At 34.1% G+C, this 23,756-nt stretch carries 18 protein-coding genes; 2 read left to right on the forward strand and 16 right to left on the reverse strand.

Features of this window, described 5'->3' with window-relative positions; all coding sequences use genetic code 11:
* Window positions 1–44: 44 nt before the first annotated feature.
* The 6 genes from J2W95_RS17235 to J2W95_RS17260 all read right to left on the reverse strand — a co-directional run bounded on the left by J2W95_RS17235 (window position 45) and on the right by J2W95_RS17260 (window position 4,850).
* Window positions 45–407, reverse strand: coding sequence for a nuclear transport factor 2 family protein (locus J2W95_RS17235; protein WP_310009259.1), 363 nt, complete (start codon window positions 405–407; stop codon window positions 45–47).
* A gap of 72 nt (window positions 408–479) precedes the next feature.
* Window positions 480–1,385 (reverse strand): pseudouridine synthase, encoded by a 906-nt coding sequence (locus J2W95_RS17240; RefSeq protein ID WP_310009261.1) that lies wholly within the window; start codon window positions 1,383–1,385, stop codon window positions 480–482.
* A 142-nt stretch (window positions 1,386–1,527) separates the two neighbouring features.
* Window positions 1,528–2,484: a geranylgeranylglycerol-phosphate geranylgeranyltransferase gene (locus J2W95_RS17245; RefSeq protein ID WP_310009263.1), complete on the reverse strand. Its 957-nt coding sequence runs from the start codon at window positions 2,482–2,484 to the stop codon at window positions 1,528–1,530.
* A gap of 61 nt (window positions 2,485–2,545) precedes the next feature.
* The gene (locus J2W95_RS17250) at window positions 2,546–3,484 is read right to left on the reverse strand and encodes a mevalonate kinase family protein (protein ID WP_310009265.1); all 939 of its coding nucleotides are present in this window, start codon (window positions 3,482–3,484) and stop codon (window positions 2,546–2,548) included.
* A 49-nt stretch (window positions 3,485–3,533) separates the two neighbouring features.
* Complete coding sequence (locus J2W95_RS17255; protein ID WP_310009267.1) at window positions 3,534–3,728, reverse strand: hypothetical protein; 195 nt, start codon at window positions 3,726–3,728, stop codon at window positions 3,534–3,536.
* A 39-nt stretch (window positions 3,729–3,767) separates the two neighbouring features.
* The gene (locus J2W95_RS17260; RefSeq protein ID WP_310009269.1) at window positions 3,768–4,850 is read right to left on the reverse strand and encodes a diphosphomevalonate decarboxylase; all 1,083 of its coding nucleotides are present in this window, start codon (window positions 4,848–4,850) and stop codon (window positions 3,768–3,770) included.
* A 109-nt stretch (window positions 4,851–4,959) separates the two neighbouring features.
* On the opposite strand from J2W95_RS17260, the gene J2W95_RS17265 reads away from it, so the two are divergent.
* On the forward strand, window positions 4,960–5,436 hold the full coding sequence (locus J2W95_RS17265) for a TspO/MBR family protein (protein WP_310009271.1): 477 nt from the start codon (window positions 4,960–4,962) through the stop codon (window positions 5,434–5,436).
* Window positions 5,437–5,478: 42 nt separating this feature from the next.
* On the opposite strand, the gene J2W95_RS17270 is transcribed toward J2W95_RS17265, so the two are convergent.
* The 10 genes from J2W95_RS17270 to J2W95_RS17315 all read right to left on the reverse strand — a co-directional run bounded on the left by J2W95_RS17270 (window position 5,479) and on the right by J2W95_RS17315 (window position 20,572).
* Window positions 5,479–6,231: a hypothetical protein gene (locus J2W95_RS17270; RefSeq protein ID WP_310009272.1), complete on the reverse strand. Its 753-nt coding sequence runs from the start codon at window positions 6,229–6,231 to the stop codon at window positions 5,479–5,481.
* Between the two features lie 89 nt (window positions 6,232–6,320).
* Complete coding sequence (locus J2W95_RS17275; RefSeq protein WP_310009274.1) at window positions 6,321–7,529, reverse strand: BaiN/RdsA family NAD(P)/FAD-dependent oxidoreductase; 1,209 nt, start codon at window positions 7,527–7,529, stop codon at window positions 6,321–6,323.
* 72 nt (window positions 7,530–7,601) lie between these two features.
* Window positions 7,602–8,315: a glycerophosphodiester phosphodiesterase gene (locus tag J2W95_RS17280; protein WP_310009276.1), complete on the reverse strand. Its 714-nt coding sequence runs from the start codon at window positions 8,313–8,315 to the stop codon at window positions 7,602–7,604.
* Window positions 8,316–8,348: 33 nt separating this feature from the next.
* The gene (locus tag J2W95_RS17285; protein ID WP_310009300.1) at window positions 8,349–10,013 is read right to left on the reverse strand and encodes an alpha-amylase family glycosyl hydrolase; all 1,665 of its coding nucleotides are present in this window, start codon (window positions 10,011–10,013) and stop codon (window positions 8,349–8,351) included.
* Between the two features lie 4 nt (window positions 10,014–10,017).
* The gene (locus tag J2W95_RS17290) at window positions 10,018–12,405 is read right to left on the reverse strand and encodes a glycoside hydrolase family 31 protein (protein WP_310009278.1); all 2,388 of its coding nucleotides are present in this window, start codon (window positions 12,403–12,405) and stop codon (window positions 10,018–10,020) included.
* Between the two features lie 54 nt (window positions 12,406–12,459).
* Complete coding sequence (locus J2W95_RS17295) at window positions 12,460–14,298, reverse strand: glycoside hydrolase family 13 protein (protein ID WP_310009280.1); 1,839 nt, start codon at window positions 14,296–14,298, stop codon at window positions 12,460–12,462.
* A gap of 63 nt (window positions 14,299–14,361) precedes the next feature.
* Window positions 14,362–16,656, reverse strand: coding sequence for a glycoside hydrolase family 65 protein (locus J2W95_RS17300; RefSeq protein ID WP_310009282.1), 2,295 nt, complete (start codon window positions 16,654–16,656; stop codon window positions 14,362–14,364).
* A gap of 86 nt (window positions 16,657–16,742) precedes the next feature.
* Window positions 16,743–17,402, reverse strand: a complete 660-nt coding sequence (gene pgmB / locus J2W95_RS17305) for a beta-phosphoglucomutase (protein WP_310009283.1) — start codon at window positions 17,400–17,402, stop codon at window positions 16,743–16,745.
* Between the two features lie 24 nt (window positions 17,403–17,426).
* Window positions 17,427–18,755, reverse strand: coding sequence for an MFS transporter (locus J2W95_RS17310; RefSeq protein WP_310009285.1), 1,329 nt, complete (start codon window positions 18,753–18,755; stop codon window positions 17,427–17,429).
* A 794-nt stretch (window positions 18,756–19,549) separates the two neighbouring features.
* Window positions 19,550–20,572 (reverse strand): LacI family DNA-binding transcriptional regulator, encoded by a 1,023-nt coding sequence (locus J2W95_RS17315; protein WP_310009287.1) that lies wholly within the window; start codon window positions 20,570–20,572, stop codon window positions 19,550–19,552.
* 241 nt (window positions 20,573–20,813) lie between these two features.
* On the opposite strand from J2W95_RS17315, the gene J2W95_RS17320 reads away from it, so the two are divergent.
* Window positions 20,814–23,750, forward strand: coding sequence for a SusC/RagA family TonB-linked outer membrane protein (locus tag J2W95_RS17320; protein ID WP_310009289.1), 2,937 nt, complete (start codon window positions 20,814–20,816; stop codon window positions 23,748–23,750).
* Window positions 23,751–23,756 lie beyond the last annotated feature (6 nt).

A 23,756-nucleotide genomic window follows, 5' to 3' on the forward strand; every position in this document is an offset into this window, starting at 1 on the left:
TCTAGCGAAATGGGATTTTTAAATAATTAAAATCGGTTCAATCATTATCCATGATAAACTCTTGAAGCAACAATTATATTTTCTTTTACTACAAGAACCTCAGCAACAAGCATGTCTTCTTCACCTTCAACAGTACGTATATATTCCATAAAAACACGATCTGCATTGGCCGTTAGAGAAGTTACTTTATAATGCAGACTTGGTAAACGATCAAAAGCATCTTGCCACCAAGTTCTTAAAGCCGCTTTTCCAGTTACTAAACCTTGCGTTTCAGGCTTACGAATTTTCAATTTCGGACTAAAATGCTCTGCTTCATCGTCATAAAGCGACAATAATTGTTCTAAGTTATGATTGTTAAATGCTTCAAACCATTTAAAAGCTATAGATTGCAATTTTTCTGCTGTCATTCTGTTTGTTTTAAAATTAAAAAATCCCTTTACATTTTTGATGAAAGGGATTTTGAAGTTATCTTCTAAAAATTATACATTTTTCAAATTGATAATTTCTTGTTCTGTTAGCAATCTCCAATTTCCTCGTGGCAAATTTTTCTTGGTTAAACCAGCAAAAGCAACTCGGTCAATTCTAAGTACATCATAACTGAAATGTTCAAAAATAGAACGTACTACTTTTACATTTGCAGATCTTAATTGAAGTCCTATTTCACTTTTGGCTTCTCCTTCAATGTAGCTAACATCCTCAACAAAAACACGGTGTCCATCAAGAACAAGTCCTTTGTTTATTTTTTCTAAATCTTCAAATTTTAAATTTTTATCTAAAGAAACTTGGTAGATTTTGGAAGATTTTTGATTCGGCAATGTAAACTTACGAATCATGTCCGTATCATTAGTAAACAACAAAAGTCCTGTTGTGTTTTTATCCATTCTACCTATTGCTCCGATTTTCGCATTAGTAGAACCTTTTACTAATTCTAAAACATTACGATATTCTTGACCTTCATCAAGTGCAGTAGTGAAATTTTTAGGTTTATTTAATAAGATGTAAACTTTTTTCTCTGGTGTCAAAACTACTCCATCAAAATTAACAACATCTCCTGGTTTTACCATATAACCCATTTCGGTAACAGGTATACCATTTACTTTTACATTTCCTGATTGAATGTAAATATCTGCATCACGTCTAGAGCAAGTGCCTGAGTTTGAGATGTATTTATTCAAACGAATTTCATCTTTTACTTTAGGTCTTTTAGGCGCTTGATTTGGTTTTTTCTCTACTTTATCAGTAGTATCGGCAACTTTTACAATTGTTTTTACTTTTTTTGGCCCTTGTGCCCTTTTTTGCATCGCAGGTTTTGGCTTATTGGAACTTGGTCTAGAGCTTGTTGGTCTAGCACCACTTCTTTTATTATTGCCTTCCTTATTGTTCATAATATTCTATAATTTGCTGCAAAGATACTATTTATATCATTGGGAAACGATTTTTGGCAATTAGAAAAAGCTAACTACTTAATTAAATGACCATTGACCCTTCTAAAGATTTATAAAAATGAATATCCTAATCAAAGTATCACTAAATAGTCATTAATATTTTTTTACCGTTCCATAAAACGCTAGGATTGATCAAGACGATACAGAATACACCAGCTACAATAAGAAATTTCAATACATTGTGAAGTAAAACATATCTCTCTTTGGTTTCCCATTTCCAGAGATACAACAAGAAAAAAATCATAATTATAAAACCCGAATAAAAGTAAATATCCATATAACCAACATCATAAACATTGATTAAAAAATAAACCGGAATAATGGTCAATAGCGCCAATCCTGTGATTATTTTTTTGGAAACTTCTTCCCCATAAATAATTGGAATCGTTTTATAATCATTGGCAAAATCACCTTTTAAATTTTCCAAATCCTTTATCATTTCGCGAATCAGAATTAACAAAAACAAAAAAGCGCCATGCGAAAGGATAACGGCAAGTTTACCGCTATTACTTTCGATTTCATACAATGGCATTTTCAGATAAAAATATAGCAGAATCCCAAAAAACGGCAAAACCGCCAATAAAGCCGCCATTAAATTTCCTACTAAAGGATACTTTTTAATTTTATGGGAATAAAACCAAATCAAGAAAATATAAACCGAAAAAAACAAAACTGCTCTAAATGAAACAAAAAAAGCTATTAAAGCCACAAAAAAATTGAGACTAAAATAGACTTGAAGTTTGGTTTTTTGGCTCACCAAACGATCCAATTGTGATTTATTCGGCTTGTTAATCAAATCCTTTTTACTGTCGTAAAAACTATTGATTATATATCCGGAAGCAATTGTTAAACTGGATGCCAATACAATTATAAAAAGCTGAAAATCCAACAATATGGACAAAGCTCTTTTCTCGGGAGCCAATATAAAAATAGCAGATAAATATTGAGCTAAAGCTATAACTGGAATGTTATAACCTCTAACTACAGAGAACAAACTCACAATCTTTAATACAAATAGTTTATGCTGCCTACTTAACATGGGGGGAAATTTGGAGTTTATAGGTAGTGCTTATGAAATTGGTTTGTTTTCAAATAAAAAATTAAAATTGATAAACAACTTCCAATTTGTAATCCTTCAAAGATTCTTTTGCTCTTTCTAAATCTTGTGTGAATCCAAGGATATAACCACCTCCACCAGAACCGCAGAGTTTCAGATAATAATCATTTGAATCTATCCCTTTTTGCCAAATACCATGAAACTGTTCCGGAATCATTGGCTTGAAATTATTCAAGACAACTTTTGACAATTTTTTAGTGTTCTCGAATAATGAATTCATATCGCCACCCAAAAAATTCTCAACACAAGCATCTGTGTATTTTACAAATTGGTTTTTCAACATTGCACGAAATCCTTTGTCTTTAAGGTTTTCCATAAAAATATTAACCATTGGAGCAGTTTCGCCTACAATTCCAGAGTCCAATAAAAACACAGCTCCTTTTCCATCAAAACTTTGGGTTGGAATTCCAGTAGCTTCAATATTATCTTTTGAATTTATTAAAATCGGAATGCTCAAATAACTGTTCAATGGATCCAGTCCCGAACTTTTCCCATGGAAAAAACTCTCCATTTGAGAAAAAATAGTTTTAAGAGTCAATAATTTTTCACGTGTTAAGTTCTCTAAAACCGTGATTTTATGTTGTGCGTATTTATCGTAAATCGCGGCTACCAAAGCACCACTACTACCTACACCATATCCTTGCGGAATACTGGAATCAAAATACATCCCTGTTTGAACATCATTATTTAAAGTCACTAAATCAAAAGTCACCAAATTAGGTTGCTCCTTTTGCAATTGCTCCAAATAAGTTACAAATCGTTTCAAATGACCATTTGACTGTATCGCTTCAGCAGAAGGATTAGCATCTTTCTTTAAAGCACCATTGTAAAAATTATAAGGGATTGACAACCCCTTAGAGTCACGAATAATTCCGTATTCTCCAAAGAGTAATATTTTTGAGTAAAATAAAGGTCCTTTCATGTGTGTGTTTTTAATTATCAATTTGGGGTTGGTAATTATATTGTTTATTTCAAAAATCGACTACATCTCCGCGATTTTCATTTTGTATTGCTATGTTTATTTCTTCTTGCTGTTCGGGCGTTAATTCCTTCCAAACCTCTTTCTCTTTGTCTTCAAAAAAGGTTTTTATTTTCTTCAGAAGATCAGCATCTCTTGTTTTTGCAATCTTCTTAATCAAATCCAATTTTTCCGCATTCAAATCCATAATTACAATAATTAAGAATTAAAGATACGAAAAAAAGAATTAACCAAATATCGCGCCATTCCCAATTTCGTCGCAAAGATACTGCCCATTTTGACAATAGCCAACTAATTCGGCTTTAATAAATTGCAATACTTTTTCTTTGACATCATTTGGATATAAAACATGCACATTGGCTCCAGCATCCAAAGTAAAACAAACCGGGATTTTGGTTTCATTTCTAAATTTCCAAATCGCATTAATAATCTGCAATGTGTTTGGTTTCATCAGAATAAAATATGGCAGAGAAGTCATCATCATCGCATGTAAAGTCAAAGCCTCACTCTCTACAATTTTGATAAATTCTTCAAGATTACCATTTTTAAAAACGGGGATCAGTTTGTCTAGATTTTCATGGGCTTGGGTAAATCGCCTTTCGGCAAATGGATGGTCATGCATCAAATCGTGACCGACTGTACTCGAAACTTGCTTTTCACCTTTATCTACCAATAAAATTGTGTCTTGGAAATTTTTAAAAACAGAATGGATTTCATACGGATACTCAACTCCATACAAATTCGTACTTCCCTTTATATTCGCTTGATTTCCCCAAACTACTACTTGTCCTTTTACGCTTCTACAGGCACTTCCTGAGCCTAAACGAGCCAAAAATGAAGCTTTCCCATAGAAATAATCTTCCGTCATATCTGGATTTAAAGCTTTCTCCAAACTCATAAAATTCATTGCCAAAGCCGCCATTCCCGATGCTGATGAAGCAATTCCAGAACTATGGGGGAAAGTATTTTCAGTGTCAATCGTAAAATGATACTCTTTTAGAAACGGCAAGTATATTTCAATGCGTTCCAAGAATTTTTGAATTTTCGGCTTGAAGTCTTCTTTTGGCTTCCCCTCAAATAATAAATCAAAAGAAAAATTACCGTCGTTTTGTTTTTTGGCGAAAGCCAAAGTCGTAATCGTTTTGCAATTATTCAAAGTAAAACTAACGGATGGATTTGCTGGAATCTGCTTGTCTTTTTTTCCCCAATATTTTACCAAAGCAATATTACTGGGTGCACTCCATGAAAAACTTCCTTGGTCTATTGATTCGCTATATTTTGATGGAATAAAATCGTCAGTTTCGAACATAAATAATAATTTTCGGCAAAGATACTTTATTTGCTGAAATCGTTTATTCCTTTATTTGATAATCCTTCGAAAGTTTTAAGTAATTTTGGCTTCGCTAAAATCATAAGAAATGAATAAGATTACCCGAATATTATCTATTGTTGTTACTTGCCTAGTTGTGGGTTATTTTTCTGGAATAGTTACCCGATCATCTATAACGACATGGTATCCAACGCTGATTAAACCAAGTTTTAATCCACCCAATTGGGTTTTCGCACCAGTTTGGAGTACACTTTATATTATGATGGGAATTGCAGCAGGATTAGTATGGAACAGAATTGATTTTGAAAAAGAATTAGTTAAAAAAGCTTTGCAGTTTTTCGCGATACAATTGGCATTAAATGCTTTGTGGTCGTATTTGTTTTTTGGTTTAAAAAACCCAATGTTAGCTGGTTTGGAAATCATTATTCTATGGCTGATGATTTATGAAACCTATATTCAATTTGTCAAAATCAACAAAATTTCGGGTTATTTGTTTATTTCTTATTTACTTTGGGTAAGTTTTGCAACAGTTTTGAACGGAGCTATTTGGTGGTTGAATAGATAGTTGGCAGTAATTAGTCATTTGCCCATATTGAAAGGCACAACTTTATTTTTCATAACTATTTAGCTCTCGAAATTCAACATTTTTTGCTGATAAAAAATCCATCATACTGAGTATATTACTATTCTCAATTAGTCCTTTCGATTTTGGATCGGCATCACAAAATTGAAGAAAAAGCTCAATTTCTTCAGGTTTTAATTTTAAACTATCTGTGAAGAATTTTTGATCGCATGTGTTTTTTGCCAATGTAGCAAATTCAATTTCTGGCTGAGCTTCCTTTTCTGGTTCTTTTTCTTTTGTGAATAAATCTAGAAGCTTTTTGCCAATTGTAACAAAATTTAACCCGTTAACAAACGTACCTTCCCTCATAGTTTGATATCCTTCTCTATTGTCAAATTTTTCTGTAGCGTAACCATCTAGTTTACTTTGCTCGTATTTTTTGTCATTACTAAGTTTAATGCTATGTATTTTTTCAACTACAACTTCATCTAACTCTTCTGGTTTTTTGATCATTACAACTTGCAGATTATTCTGCCCAATCTGTTCTTCAGAAACTTTCAGCCTTTTTAAATAATAATCTTTAGCATAAAAAAGCAGACTGTCATTAGCTTTAACAGTAATTACAAATTCACCTCTATCGTTCGTTTTGGTACTTTTTTGAGAAGTCTTATTGATGACAAGCGCGTTTACCAATAAGAAACTCTCTGACGAAATTACTCCTTTAAGATGTTTTTCTGCTTGCGAAAAACTAAATTGACATACAAATAAGGACAATGCTAAAAGTAATTTTACTTTCATAAGTAAGAATTTTTTGAAAGTAAATATATTCTAATACTCCCAAAGAAAAACTTATAAGTGATGTAAATTTTTGTTAATTATTTTTTTGCTTACATAGCATTCGCCACAATAAACCCACCGGTCCAAGCATTTTGGAAATTAAATCCGCCAGTAATTGCGTCAATATTCACGATTTCACCTGCGAAGTAAAGGTTTTCATGAAGTTTGCTTTCCATGGTTTTGAAATTGATTTCTTTTAAATCGATTCCGCCGGCGGTTACAAATTCTTCTTTGAAAGTACTTTTTCCATTGACTTGAAAAGTGCTATTCGTTAATTGATTGACTAAATTTTGTAATTGCGTTTTAGATAAATCGGCCCATTTAGTTTCAGCTTCAATATTTGATGCTAAAACCAAACTTTCCCAAAGTCGATTCGGAAAGTCGAACGGCGATTTCTTGGATACTGCTTTTTTGGCATGCTCCTGCTTCAAGGTTTTTAAACTTTTCTCAGCGTCTTCGGCATCAACATCGTTTAGCCAATTCACATTAATAGTAAACTGATAATTTTTTTCGAATAGAATTCGTGCTCCCCAAGCCGATAATTTTAAAATTGCAGGCCCACTCATTCCCCAATGCGTGATTAACAACGGGCCAGTTGAAACCAATTTGGTATCTTTTACTTTTACTGTAACTTGAGCTGCTACACCGGGTAATTCTTTAATTCGTGGATCTTTTATGTTGAAAGTAAATAAGGAGGGAACCGGACTAACAATCGCATGGCCTTTTTGTTGAAGCATTTCCCAAATTTTAGGATTACTTCCCGTTGCAAGAACCAATTTTTCTGCAATATAATTTTCATGTTGCGTTTCTACTTTCCACAAATTATCTTTTTTGAAAATGGACTGAACGCTTTGTCCTGTGAGCACCGAAATTCCAAGCTTTTGAGTTGCTTTTACAAAACAATCTATAATCGTTTGTGAAGAATTCGAAACCGGAAACATTCTCCCATCTTCTTCAATTTTCAACTCGACTCCATGTTTTTCAAACCATTCTATTGTATCACCCGAACAAAATTGATGAAAGGCACCGCGCAATTCTTTTTCGCCACGTGGATAAAATTTCACTAATTCATTAGGCTCAAAACAGGCATGGGTCACATTGCAACGTCCTCCTCCAGAAACACGAACTTTTCCTAACACTTCAGATCCTCTTTCAAGAATGGCTACTTTAGTTTTCGAGTTTTTCTCTACGATATTGATAGCCGTAAAAAAACCGGCAGCGCCACCGCCAACAACAAGTATGTCAAAATTTTGATTCATGATTTTGGAAAGAAATAAATTAGAATGCAAATGTAAGCATTCGGTTCTTAAAGAATATCGGTTCTTAGTTCTTTAAAGCAAATCCAAAAAATCGGTGATTATACCATCCACTTTGAATGATTTCATACTTTGGATAGCCTCTTTTTCATTTACTGTCCAAGGGAAAACCTGAATTCCTCTCTCCTGAATTTTGGCAGTATATTCATTGGTTAATAATTGAAAATCGGGGTGTAGGGCTTCGGCTTTCATAAATCGGGCGAAAGAAATTGCTAGATCCAAATTACTTTCTGTTAAAACTCCTATTCTAATATTTTCATTTAAAAAACGAACTTGTTGCAAGGCATTCCAATCAAAACTGGACACTATAAAATGATTGTTATTCCAATTTTTATCTGAAATATAATGTTCAATTAATTGAACCACTTTCTCAGCTGTATCCTGACCTTTCAATTCAATATTTATAAAACACCTTTGATTGACTAAATCCAAAACCTCATCCAACGTTGGAATTGCATATTTTTCATTGATTGTAAAGGACTTCAGTTCCTGTAAGGTCAATTCGTTTACGACTCCCTTGCCATTAGTTGTTCTGTCAATCGTTTCGTCGTGGATCACAATCAAATGTCCGTCTAAGCTTAGATGTACATCCAATTCGATTCCGTCAGCTCCCATTTCGATTGCTTTTTCGAACGAAATCAAAGTGTTTTCAGGTTCGTAGCCTTTGGCTCCTCGATGTCCTATTTTGAGAATTTTGTTCATCCCACTAAAATAAAAAAACGCCTTCATTTCTAAAGGCGTTTCGGTACAATTTATTTTTAATTATTTTTTTAATTCCAACAGAACGATATCAAACTCACTGTCAACAATAACTTTTCCATTCAAAACGGTTCCAATTACACCGGAATAAGCATCCTTTACTTTGGCGCCTTCATTAAATGCTGAACCTACAGGAATTTCCTTTTTTCCAATGATTAAATCCAAACCAATCACAACTGTGTCATAATATTTCCCTTTGGTAAAAGTTCTGGAACACACATACGGTTTTGTCGAAATCTCTGTATTAACACCAGCTCCAACCGATGGATGGTTTACTCTGAACTGACCCAGTTTTTGCCAATGCAACAATGTTTTTTGGGTTTCGGCATTTGTGTTTATGGCATCCCAATTCATAAAAGAACGCAATGTGGCGTCGCCTTGAGTTCCTTCAACCACAAGAGAACGAGCGGATTCATCACCATAATATACTTGGGAAATTCCGGGAGTCAACAGTAATTTTGTCCCGCTTTCAATTGTTTTGGTACGTTTGGCATCGAATGGACCTCCATCATCATGAGAAGACAAATAATTCAAAACGCTGTTCCCTTTTAATTGACCATTCAACAAAACAGAATATTTTGAAAATAAGCTTGCATAATCTTTTTGGGCATCACTTTTGAATTCAAAATTAATCATGCCTGTAAAACCATTCTCGTAATAATTTACTTTTTTATCCCCGAAGTCGTATATCTTTCCATTACTGATGTTGTAATTATAAACCTCTGCAATGGTGTAAAAAGGATTGTTGTCCAAGACTTTGGTTGGATTGTTTTTTTTCCATTGCGCAAATGAATAATCACATTGCGTTTTGAAATCGGCCCAAACACTTTCGTCGGTATGTTTAACCGTATCGGCTCTGTAGCCATCAATTCCGAACTCAGTGATATAATCTGTCAACCATTTTATTATGTAATATTTTGGAGTTCTTGGATAACCTGTCCTTTTGAAGAAAGCATCCAATGAAGCCATTTCTTTATCATATCTTCCTTCGGCCTTCCATTTTTCGATCAAAAAAGGAGGCAATGCAACCTCAACTTTACTTTCCGTTTTTACATCGGATAAACCAGCAACCAATGTACAAGCGGTGGTATTCTCAAAATTTTTGTATAGGCAATTTGGCCCTGTGCGAACCCAATCTTCTGGCCAAACCGTATCAATAGGAGTCACAGGCCCGGTATGATTGATAACGCCGTCAAGCATAATTCGGATTCCTTTAGCGTGAGCTTTTTTTACCAACTCGGCTAAATCTTTTTTAGTCCCAAAGTTCGGATCCAATGCTGTCCAATCTCTTGTCCAATAGCCATGAAATCCGTAGCTCACACCCGTTCCTTCATCTGTCGCATCGTGAATTTGCTCAACAACTGGGGTAAACCAAATCACGTTGATTCCTAGTTTTGTAAAATATCCTTCGTCTATTTTCTGAATAATTCCTTTGAGATCTCCTCCTTCAAAACCACGAAGTTTTCCAGGGACTTTGGTTCTGTTAAAATTTATATCATTTGATTTATCACCATTATTAAAACGGTCTGTCAGCAAAAAATATAAATTAGCACCTTCCCATACAAAGGGTGTTTTTTCAGTTTTCCCTTTAGAATCTTTTTTCCCTTGAGCAACCACAAAAGTTGTTGCCAATAAAACAAACAGCGATACTATTATTTTTCTATTCATCATACTATAATTGTATTTTAATTTCGTTATCCAATCCTTTTTTCAACACTACCGGAATTTCAAGCGTGTTGGCATTCGTTTTAAAATCAACATTTGCTCCATTGATCGTAACTTTTGTTGGTTTGGTATTGATACTATGAACCAATAAGGTAACGTTTTTATCCGCGCTGGTAAACGATTTTCCAACAACTGTATTCATTTTCAGCGTAATTGTTTTGGCTGTTACATTACTTGAAAAATTCAATATTTCATATGCCTCTTTTTCGAAAGCATTAGGTATCAGTCCGTCATCATTGTATAATTTTCCGGTGCTTGAAGTTGCTTTTTCATCAAAATAAAAATGTAAATCAAAATTAGCCAACGAATATTTGGTCGTATTTTGAATCGTTTTAATCATTGGGATAAAAGCGCCTCCTCGAACAAAAACAGGAATATTATCTGCCGAAACTGCAACATTCTCTGTCACTCCACCTTCATGTTTCGAACCATTATAAAAGTCATACCAATTGCTGTTTTTCGGAAAATAAACGGTCGTGCTTGTAACTCCTGATTTAGTAATTGGAGTCACCAAAAAATCATTCCCCCACAAATAAGAGCTACAAGAGTTCAATAATTTTTCATTCGTCGGTTCATCAAAAAATAATGGACGCATCAATGGCAAACCTTTGTTGTTGTTTTCAAAAGCCAAAGTGTAATTGTACGGCAACATTTGGTAACGCAACTCAATTTGTTTTTTGACTTTTGCCTTAGTCACAATGTCTTTATACACAGGTTCCGATGGCACTTCTTCTTGTGCATGTGGACGATAAACAGGCTGAAAAACGCCATATTGCAACCAACGAACATACAATTCATTGTCAAAATAATCTCCTGCAAATCCACCCAAATCCGAGTGCATAAACGCCATTCCTTGCATTCCCATTTGCTGTGCAATTTCGGGTTGCGATTGTAAGCCTTCCCAAGAACGGCCTACATCACCAGACCACGGAATCATTCCATAACTTTGAGAACCTGAATATCCAGCGCGCATCAGAATAAATGGACGCACATTTGGAAAATCTTTTTTGTAGCCTTCGTGAATCATTTTGGCCCAAGTATGTCCATAAATATTATGCACTTCGTCGGCTTTTCCTTGTGCGGTGAATGATGCTGACGGAAATACTTCAGGCTCGCCCAAATCTCCCCACCAACCACCAACTCCTTGGTTGATTAGGCCTTTGTAAATACCCCAAAACCAATCTTTCCCTTCGGGTTTAAAGACATCCACAAGTCCTGTATTTCCGAAAAAGAAATCATATTTGAATGGATTTCCGGCATCGTCCGTAGCTAATACTTTTTTGTCAACCGCATCTTGCCATTTACTTGAAGTGGTCAAAATAAACGGCTCTGTAATCAATACGGTTTTAACTCCTTTGCTATTCAAATCGCTTATCATTTTCTTCGGATCCGAAAAATTATCTTTGTCCCAATCCAAGTTCCCCATTGTTCCAGTAACCGTTTTCCCAAACCAATACAAATCAAGAATTATCGCATCCACAGGGATTTCATCTTTGATATATTTGTCAATGGTTTTGGTTACTTCGTCTTGCGTATGATACCCAAATCGGCTCGAAAAATTTCCCAAAACCCAACGTGGAATAAGAGGTTGCCTTCCTGTCAATGAAGTGTAATTCGAAGTTAAATCCGTCCAAGAATCACCAGCAATTACCTGATAAGTTTTTCTACCAGAGATCGTTTCGTAAACTAACGTATTGTCTTTTTTGCTGTCTAAATCCAACCAACCGATAGCTCCGTTATCAAAATGAACTGCATAAATTTTGGATGACATTACCAACGGAATAGAGAAATTCATCTTTTTAGAATGTGTTCCGTATCCGTAATCGGCTTGATTATACAATTCCAAACGATTTCCGCGACGGTTCATTCCCAACGCGCGGGCTCCGGCTCCATAAAGCGCTTCTGAAGTTTCCAAATTAAACTCTAACGTTTCTTTTGGCTGTTCTTTGCTTCCATTCCCTCTTTTTACATACCCGTTTTTTTCCGAAATCAACGGTTTGTTTTTATACAAATAGCTAATTTGGAATGGACTTTTCACAACAGAAACCGTAATTCCGTTAGAGGAAAACACAAGCTCGTTTTCGCTTTGCTTTATTTTAAAAACCGATTTCGCAGGAGTCAAAACAACGGCATGCGAATTAGAATTCAATTTTTCACCAGAAGGCAAAAAAGTAGTTTCTACTATTTTATCAGAATAGGGTTTAATGAAATACTGCCCATCCGATGTTTTTATTTCCAAAGTATTTTGGACTACTTTATAACTTTCAAATTTTCTATTTGCATTTTGGGCAAAGGAAAAGCTGGAAATTAAAAAGAAAAGAAATATTTTTTTCATAATCATTTTATTTATTGAACTATTAAGAAGTCCAACTTCTTAATGGTTTAGGTTTTATTTCAATTCTAAAATCAAAACAGATTTTCCTTCTATAGCAATGTCATTTTTCAAATCAATTGTTTTTCCTGAAAGCACATCATTTCCGGTTTTGTAATTTGAAATGCTTTCTTGAAAACGAGCCGGTGGGAAAGTTTTAGATTCTTTATTGTTATTGATTACTACCATAACCGATTTTGAATCTGTATATCTGAAATATACGTAAACATTATTCTCTGGAATATAATGCTTCATTTTTCCAAAATGTACGGCATCATTAGATTTTCTCCAATTGAATAATTGAGCCGAAAAATCAAAAAACTGTTGTTGTTCAGCAGTTCTTCCCGCTTTTGCGAAAGCGTTATTACTGTCTCCAGCCCAGCCTCCTGGGAAATCCTGACGAATAGCCGCATCTCCATCTTTATCTTTATTTCCCGCCATTCCAATCTCAGAACCATAATAAATTTGTGGAATTCCGCGAGCTGTTGCCAACAAAGTCATTGCCATTTTATATTTCGACAAATCTTTTTGGTAAATTTCATTAAAACGATTTGTGTCATGATTTTCAACAAAAGTCATAATGCTATTGATATTCGGATATAAAAAATCGTTAGTGAAATTCTCATAAACATTGATCATTCCTTCATTCCATTTCCCATTATCTTCATTGAACACTTTAGCAAACACATCATTCAAGGTAAAATCCATAACAGAAGGCAAGTACGAATTGTAACCTTGAATGGCCGCAATTTTACTATCTTTTTGCCAATATGCCATTTGCGCCTGATCATGCATCCAAACTTCTCCAACGATATTAAAATTTGGATATTCATCGGTTACGGCTTTAGTCCATTCAGCGATTCCTTTCTTGTCACAATATGAATAAGTATCCACTCTGAAACCATCCAAATCGGCGTATTCAATCCACCAAATGGCATTTTGTTTCAAATAGGTATTCACCAATGGATTGGATTGATTCAAATCCGGCATTGATTTTACAAACCAACCGTCCATACACATTTTGGTATCAATTTGGGATGCATTAGGATCAAATTGTGTTGTCATTCTGTAATTCGTTTGGGCATAACCCGGGAATTGATGTACCCACTCATAAGTTGGCAAATCTTTCATCATCCAGTGTTGGGCTCCCCAATGGTTGGTTACGTAATCCATGATCAATTTCATGTCACGTTTGTGCAATTCTGCTGAAAGTTTTACGTATTCTTCATTAGTTCCAAAACGAGGATCTATTTTATAAACATCAGATTGTCCGTAAGTGTGATACGAATAAGCTTTGTCATTATCCTCGCAAAGTGGCGTTGGCCAAAGTGCTGTAGCTCCTAATTCTTTAAGATAATCCAAATGCTGAATCATACCCGCAATATCCCCTCCGTGTCTTCCGCCTGGAAGTGATCTATTCCCTTTTTCAGTAACCGATTTGTCACTGTCATTTTTAGGATTTCCATTCGCAAAACGGTCAGACATCACCAAATAAATCAAATCGGATGCATCGTAACTTTTTCTAGAAGCTGAATTTTCCCTTCTTTGTTTTAAACTATATTTTTTGGTAAAAGTTACTTTTTTGTTTTTAGAAAATGAAAAAACAAAATCTTGTGCTGTCACATTTTTGGTATCAATCGTAACAAAAAGATAATTCGGGTTTTCCGTTTTTTTGACATCTTTTATCACAATATTATTGGATACTGCCACTTCATTTTCAGCAATATTTTTGCCGTAAAACATAATCTGCAATTCTGGATTATGCATTCCTGCGTACCAAAAAGGAGGTTCAACTCTATCAATTTGTGCAAAAATTGATGTAGAGATGAAAAATAAAAAGATGATTATTTTTTTCATTCCGTCTATAATTTTAAAACCCTTTCGAAGTAATACTAGGAAAGGGTTTGTAATTGATTGATTTTAATTATTTGGCTGAACCAAAACAGGGGCGCCGTTTACATAAACAGTTAGCTCTTTAGTTCCTTCCAAGGATAATTTTGTTTCTTTATGATCAACTGCAATTTTCAAAATTTGGTTTCTGAAATTGATTTTAAATGAATAGCCTCCCCATTCTTTTGGAATTTTTGGAGAGAAATGAAGTGCATCATTTTTTACTCTCATTCCACCAAATCCTTCAACAATACTCATCCAAGTTCCAGCCATAGATGTAATATGACAACCTTCTTCAACCTCTTTGTTATAATCATCAAGATCCAAACGAGAAGTTCTTAAGTAAAAGGCATAAGCCATATCCATTTTATCTAACAAAGCAGCTTGAATAGAGTGTACGCAAGGAGACAATGAACTTTCGTGTACCGTAAATGATTCGTAGAAATCAAAATTACGTTCCAATTCATCTTTAGCAAAATGATCTTCAAAGAAGTAAAAACATTGCAATACATCAGCTTGTTTGATATAAGGCGAACGTAATACACGGTCCCAAGACCATTTTTGGTTGATTGGTCTTTGTGAACGATCTAAATCTTTTACACGAACCAAATCTTTGTCCAAGAAACCATCTTGTTGCAAATAAATTCCCATTTCTTCCGATCTTGGGAAATACATATTACCCGCAACTTTATTCCATTCCTGCAATTCCGTTTCAGAAAGTTTTACTTTTTCCATAATACGCTTATGGTCTGAAGGATATTCCAATGAAACTTTTTGAATTTGCTCATAAGCATAATCAATACACCATTTAGCAATATAATTGGTGTAGAAATTATTGTTGATGTTGTTTTCGTATTCATTTGGACCTGTTACTCCCAAAATCATGTATTGATTTTTGTTTGCAGAAAAAGAAGCTCTTTGGTGCCAAAAACGGGCAATACCAATTAACACTTCCAATCCTTTCTCTGGGATATAAGAGTAATCGCCAGTGAAACGGTAGTAGTTGTAAATCGCAAAAGCGATGGCGCCGTTTCTGTGGATTTCTTCGTGGGTGATTTCCCATTCATTATGACACTCTTCTCCATTCATGGTAACCATCGGATATAAAGCTGCTCCATTCGTAAAACCTAAATTATCTTTAGCATTTTCGATGGCTTTGTCCAATTGATTGTAACGATAAGTCAATAAATTACGCGCCACTTGTTGGTCTTTTGTTGCCATATAAAATGGAATACAATAAGCCTCAGTATCCCAATAAGTAGATCCACCGTATTTTTCTCCTGTGAATCCTTTTGGCCCAATATTCAATCGAGAATCTTTTCCTAAATAGGTTTGATTCAATTGGAAAATATTAAAACGAATTCCTTGTTGTGCTTTTACATCTCCATCAATAGTGATGTCTGACATTTCCCAAATTTTTGCCCAAGCATCAATTTGATCTTGCAATAATTGATCGTAACCTTTTGCTAAAGCAGTTTGGATAATATTTTCAGCAGCCGAAATTGTATCAGCATGATTTAATGAAACAGTATATCCACCAATTTTTTGAATTCCAGATTTTTCTCCTTTTGCTACAATAACATCATAATAAAATAAAATTTTATCCGCTATTGTATCAACAGATGTTGGAGACAAATTTTGTTTTTCACCTCTTGCCCAAATAGTATTTTGCATGAAGGTTGTTACTTTAAAATGCGTTTTGAAAGTTTGAGCCGTAACAAAAGCTTCATTCCCTGATTTTTTAACGTCTAATGGCTCCCAGAATTTTTCTTCCCAGTTTGCATCCTCATTGGTTACACCAGCATCAATATACGGTTTGTAAATAATTTTGGCATCTTTGTTCAAAGGTGTGATTTCATAATTAATCACCCCAACTTCATCTAAATCCAGAGAAAGGAAACGACGAATATCGACTGCTACTTCAGTTCCGTTTTTCAAAGTCGCTTGAAAAGAACGATGGTACCAACCTTCTTTCATGTTCAATTCACGACGAAAGTTTTTAACTTCGGTACAAGAATTCAAATCAAAATCTTCACCGTTGATTTCAATATTGATACCAATCCAATTTGGAGCATTCAATACTTTGGCAAAATATTTAGGATATCCATTTTTCCACCAGCCCACTTTGGTTTTATCTGGGTAATAAATTCCTGCAATATAACTTCCTTGAAAAGTTTCTCCTGAATAATTTTCTTCAAAATTTGCTCTTTGCCCCATTGCACCGTTTCCGATACTGAAAAGACTTTCAGATGATTTTACGCTCTCTCTATCAAATCCTTCTTCAATGATAGACCAATTGTCTGGTTTTATATAATCTTGATTCATTTTCTGTTAAATTTAAGGGTAAGGTTTGAAGTTCAAGAATAAAACACCTCTTTGCTTCATTCCTCTTTAACCTCATTTTTTGTTGATTATTTGTTTATTAGTAATTCCAAAAAAGTAGAATTAATTTCATTGAAATCTTTAAAAACATATTCTGCTTCATGCAATGTTGATTCTTCTCCAATTCCGATGCTTCGCATTTTTGCAATATTTGCAGCTTGCACTCCTGCTACAGAATCTTCAAAAACAATTGAATCTTCATTGGTAACATTCAATAAACGTGCTGCATGAAGGAAAACTTCAGGATCTGGTTTTGCATTAACAACATCATTCCCATCGACGATAGCATCAAAAAAAGACAAAATTCCTGTTTTCTCAAGAATAGGTCTTGCATTTTTACTGGCAGAACCCAAAGCGATTGGCTGATTGTTTTCTTTTAAAAATTTTAAAACTTTCATCACTCCAGGTAAAATTTCAGTCTCGTTCATATCTACTAAATAGGATAGATAATCTTCATTTTTTTGAATTAACCATTTGTCTTTATTTTCCTGTGATGCTTCAATTTTACCTAATTCTAAAATGATATCCAAGGAACGAACACGACTTACTCCTTTTAATAATTCATTGTGTTCTAATGTGAAGTCAATTCCTAATTCGCTCGCAATTTTTTTCCAAGCCAAAAAATGATATTTGGCTGTGTCCACAATTACACCATCTAAATCAAAAATAAATCCTTTTCTCTTTTTCATTATAATTCTCCTTATTGTTTATTTTTACACTTCTACTTTTTCTTTTACAAAAAATACTGCTGAGCCTGCAATAAGCAGAGACACACCAGCAATTACAATAATCGCCATTGGATTACCTCCAAAAAGTGCAATTAAAGTGCTTCCCAATATACCTGCAGCAATTTGTGGCAGGGTAATGGTCGCATTAAAAAGCCCCATATACACTCCCATTTTATCTGCTGGCAATGAACCTGATAACATTGCATAAGGCATAGCCAAAATAGCAGCCCAAGCCAATCCTACTCCAGAAATAGAAAGCAACAACATGTTTTTGTCTTCAACTAAAAACATAGAAATCAAGCCTAATCCTCCTAATAGAAGTGAGAAACTGTAGGTTTTTTTTCTTCCAATTGATTTTGCAATCGAAGGAATCAGCAAAGAGAACAAAGCGGCAACTCCACTATAGAAAGCAAACATTACTCCCGTCCAATCCCCAGCTTCATTGAAACCAATTGATTTTGCATCGAGAGCAACTCCGTGTCCCCAAACTTGATTTGCAATTGCTCTTGTGGTGTAAACCCACATTAAAAATAAAGCAAACCATGAGAAAAACTGAACGATTCCTAACTGCCAAAATATTTTTGGTGCATTTCCAATCAATGTAAAAATGCTAGTTTTTTCCTTTTTCTCAGAAGCATTCAAGTCAATTTTATTGTATTCAGCGTGCTCTTTTGGTCCATATTCCTTGGTTCTAAAAACAGTCCAAAGTACTGTTCCTAATAATATTGCACCTCCAATATAAAAAGACCAGATTACCGATTCTGCTACTTTTTCACCTTCAGCAGGCACATTAGACATTCCAATTTTTACTAAAATCCAAGGCAATAATGACCCGAAAACAGCTCCAAAATTGATTAAAGCGCTTTGAAGTGAATAACCCAAATTGCGTTGTTCATCATTGACCATATCTCCCACTAATGCTCTAAATGGCTGCATCGTAACATTAAAGGAAGTATCCATTAACAATAACATCACTGCTCCAAATAATAAAGGCGGTAATAAGAATGTAAAATATTCTGCATTTGGCATGAAAAACATTGCCAATGCTGATACAATTGCACCAAAAAATATAAATGGGATTCGTCTTCCTAATTTAGTCCAGGTTTTATCACTTGAAAGACCAATGATCGGTTGTACAACTAAACCAGCTAAAGGTGCTGCCAACCAAAAATAACCTATACTATGAACATCAGCCCCTAACGCTTCCAATATTCTACTTGTGTTTCCATTTTGCAAAGAATAGCCAATTTGAACCCCTAAGAACCCAAAACTTAAATTCCATATTTGCCAAAAACTTAATTTCGGTTTTTCCATCATTAAAAATTTACATATTTACTTGATAAACACACTGTTTACTTTGACTTTTTTATTTTTATTGCACCAACTAAAATTGATTATGAAAATTACAAACAATACAAAATAAAGTTTGGTTCAAATCACTGTTATCAAAACTTATACCATTATCATTTTATTTTAATCCAATGATTTTGGTATAACTCAATTGCATATAACATTTGAACCAGTTTTTGCTGATTTATTTGAAATCACAAAAAAATTTAATTGGCATCAAAAAAAACTTAAAATAGTCATTTCTAAACCTAATTGTTTTGATAAAAATTGTTTTGATAATGAAACAGAATAGTTAAAGATATTTATCGATATTGATAAACTTTGCCAAAAATCATTAACTATAACACTTGTAAAAATTCATTAAATCACAATACTACTTATGAATTTATTTCGCAAGATTTCATCGTGTTTAAATAAATAAAACACGACTGAATTGTCGTCATAAAAAAACTCATCTCATTTTTCGAAGTAAAAGAAAAGCTTTAAACGGGGAGTAAATATATAAAAATCTTTTTGGTTTATATTCAACAAAACCAAAAAATAATCATTTTTTATAACTACAAGGTTGTAGTAATTAATAAAATACGTATTTTTTTTGCAAATTATTTTAGAATTGACAAAACAAAAAAATCGAATAGAGTTGAATCCATTCGATTTATATTTTAGTTTTAATCTCAAAAGCAAATGATTACATCGTGATTAATTTAATGTCATAAAAGCCTAGCAATTGAATACAATATTTTGGGTTTTCTAAAAATTTAACCTGTAGATTCTCTTTCTACTAAATAGGTCTCAATAACCTCAGTGATGTAATTTTCATCTTCAGATTCATCTTCAGACTCCAATCGGTCAATAATAATTTTGGCAGCACGATTACCCATTTTTACACCACTTTGACTCACTGTAGTAATGGTTGGTGTTGAATATTTTGAAATCATGCCATCCGTAAATGCAATTACCGCAAGATCTTTTGGCACATTCAATCCAATTTTATTAGCCGTTTTGATACAGGTTACTGCAAAAATTTCATTTACTGCAAAAACAGCATCTATAGCCTCGTCTTCCAATAATTTGCCAATAATTATTTCGCAAGTATCGATATCCTCAATTTTGATAATCAAGTGCTCATCAAAAGGCAAATTGTTATCTAATAATGCTTTAACATACCCGTCGGTTCTCAATTTACCGACACTCACATAATCTACGGTGGTGACCAAAGCGATCTTTTTTCGCCCTTTATCAATTAAGTTTTGTACGGCCTCATACGCTGCCTGTTTATCATCAATAATTACTTTATCGCACAATATTTCATTGGTTACTCGATCAAACATTACAACAGGCATTCCTTGATTTATTACTTCGGTAATATGATGAAAATCGCCTTTAAATTGAGTCTCTTTAGACAATGACATAATGAAGCCATCTATACTTCCATTAGCCAAAAGTTCCATATTTAATACTTCTTTATCAAAAGAATCATCTGATAAACAAATAACAACACTATACCCATTTTCATTGGCTATTTGTTCAATACCATTGATTACAGTTGAGAAAAAATGGTGTACAATTTCGGGAATAATAATGCCTATTGTTTTAGTTTTTCGGTTTTTAAGACTAAGGGCAATATTGTTTGGTTTATAATGATAAAATTTGGCAAATGCTTGTACTTTTAATCTCGTCTCTTCTCCAATTTCCGGACTGTTTCTAAGAGATTTTGAAACAGTAGAAATTGAAACATCCAATTCTTTAGCAATCTGCTTTAGAGTTACTTTTTTCTTCATAAATGTGGCATTACTATATTGTAATAATCGATTCTTAATAAAGGTAACATAATTTTTTATTTATTGTAAATATTCGCGTGAAAATAAATATAAAAAGCAAAGTTTTCAACACTATCACGTTTTCGTAACCTAGTATGATTTAAGTCATGTCGAGCGTGTTAATTAATTCATAATTTTGGAATTCGAAGTAAAATTTTTTAAGCAAAACTTAACCAAAAAACAATTAATTTAAACAAAAAGTATGAAAACAATTTATAAAAAGTTGTTATTTTTATTACTCCTACTTCCGTTTTGTGCAATGGCCCAGAACAAAGTTGAGGGAATTGTGCTAGATAATGCAGATGGCCAATCTATTCCTGGAGTAAATGTAAAAATAGAGGGAAGTAACACAGGTGTTTCGACAGATTTTGACGGTAAATTTCAATTGAATGATGTAAAACCAACAGATATCTTAAACATATCTTATATGGGTTACAAGACAATATCAGTTGCAGTTGGATCCCAAAAATCTTTAACTATCAAACTTCAGGAAGATTCAAATGAATTAAAAGAAGTAGTAGTACAAGTAGGATACGGTACTGTTAAGAAAAAAGATGCTACTGGTGCTGTTGCTGTATTAGGAACTAAAGACTTCAACAAAGGTCCTGTAGTTTCGGCTGATCAAATGATCACAGGTAAAGTTGCCGGTGTGCAAATCACGAACGGTGGTGGTTCTCCTGGAGAGAGTGCTACAATTCGTATTCGTAGTGGTTCTTCACTTAGTGCAAATAATGATCCATTATATGTTATTGATAACGTTCCTGTTGCTACAGGTGGTGTTGAAGGAGGAAAAAACCCGCTTTCAAACATTAACCCAAATGACATTGAATCTATTTCTATTTTGAAAGATGCTTCTGCAACCGCTATCTATGGTTCACGTGCATCAAACGGGGTGGTACTTATCACAACAAAAAAAGGGAAAGCAGGCGAACTTAAAGTAAGCTACAACGGTAACTTCCAAGTTTCTGAAATTTACGATCAAGTGGATGCATTATCAACTGCTGATTTCACGAACTACGTAAATAAATATGGCACTGCAGAACAAATAGGTTTGATTGGTGCTTCTACTACCAATTGGCAAGACGAAATTTACAGAACAGCTTTAGGAACTGATCATAACGTAAGTGCATCTGGAGGTCAAGACAATGTTACCTATAGAGTATCCGCTGGTTACGGTGATTTTGACGGTATTCTTGAGAGAGATAACATGAAGAAAACTTCTTTGAACGCTAGTCTTGTTGGAAATTTCTTAGACAAACACTTAAAAGTTGAGTTAAACAGCAACACTTCTTATACAAAAAGTAATTACAGTAACAGAGGCGCTATTGGAAATGCAATAGGTTTTGACCCATCGCAACCAGTTAGAAATGCAGACGGAAAATATTTCCAATGGTATGAAAACGGGGAGTTAATCCAATTGGCAAACAGAAATCCGGTTGCATTAATCGACCAGTTTAATAATTACGGTGAATTTTTTAGAAGTACCGGAAATATTCAGTTTGATTATAAAATGCACTTCTTGCCAGAATTAAAAGCCGTAGCCAACTTTGGTTATGACAGAATGCAAGGACAAAGCTATGGAAATACTTCTCTTGATTATCTTGATGGAGTTGATGGTTCAGGAGCTGGAGACACTTACAGAAATGAAGAGACCAGAAACAACAAAGTGATGGATTTATACCTTAACTACAACAAAACTGTTGAATCTATCAACACTGTATTTGATGTTACTGGTGGTTATACTTATCAAGATTTTAGGGATTCAAAAGAAAAAGCTAGTTATAACTATCAAAACGATACAAATAATAAAGAGCTTTTCAATCCAACTCGTGTGAATTTACAATCATTCTTCGCGAGAGCTAATGTAACTATTGCAGATAAATATCTGTTGACTATGTCATATCGTCGTGATGGTACTTCAAGATTTACAGAGGATAACAGATGGAGTAATTTCCCTGCTGTGGCTGTAGGTTGGAAATTGAATGAAGAAAATTTCCTAAAAGACGTTGAAGTAATTTCATCCTTGAAACTTAGAGGAGGTTGGGGTATCACTGGACAACAAGATATTGGAATTTCTTACCCATCAGTTCCTTTATATTTAGGTTCAAATGATCAGGCAAGATACAAGATTGGAAATACATATTACACTACTTACCGTCCTCAACCTTACAATAGTAACTTGAAATGGGAACAAACAACAACAATAAATGCAGGTATTGATTTTGGCTTCTTCGAGAATAGATTTACTGGATCAGCTGATGTATACCAAAGAGATACTGATGATTTGTTATTAAATACTTACAACCCTCCTTTCTTTGGATTCTCAAACAAAGATAACTACAACGTTGGATCAATCCGTAACCAAGGGGTTGAACTTTCTGCACAGGTAATACCGGTAAGAACTGACGATTGGGAATGGACTATTGGTGGTAACATTACTTTCCAAGATTCTAAAATTACGGCTTTGACCACTACACAAGATGATACACCAGGTATTGATGTTGGAGTTTACTCTGGAGGTACAGGTAACATGATTCAAAATCACCAGGTAGGTTATGCACCAAACTCATACTACGTGTATGAGCAGGCATATGGAACAGACGGAAAACCTCTTGACGGAGTATTTATAGACCGAAATAGCGATGGTATAGTAAACGAAAAAGATAAATACCGTTTCCACAAACCGGCTGCGGATATTTTCTACGGATTCAATACATCTCTATCTTACAAAAACTGGGATATGTCTATGAACTGGAGAGGTTCATGGGGTAACTTCAACTACAACAATGTTGATTCAGGTTATGGCTATATGAATTCAGTATTGATTTATCAGAACAACCTTAAAAACAGTGTTGAAGATTTATTATATACTGATTTCAAATCAAATGATGCTAGACGTCAGCAATCGGATTATTATGTACAAGATGCCTCTTTCCTTAAGTTAGACAACATCAGTTTAGGATATAATTTCAAAAAATTACCTAAATTTTTATCAATGCTTAAATTAACAGGTTCAGTTCAAAACGTATTGATAATTACTGATTATACAGGACTAGACCCTGAGTTTTCAGGAGGTATCGATAACAATTTATACCCAAGACCTATAACTTATACATTAGGATTAAACTGTAATTTCTAATAACTA

The organism is Flavobacterium granuli, assembly GCF_031456055.1.
Classification (GTDB): domain Bacteria; phylum Bacteroidota; class Bacteroidia; order Flavobacteriales; family Flavobacteriaceae; genus Flavobacterium; species Flavobacterium granuli_A.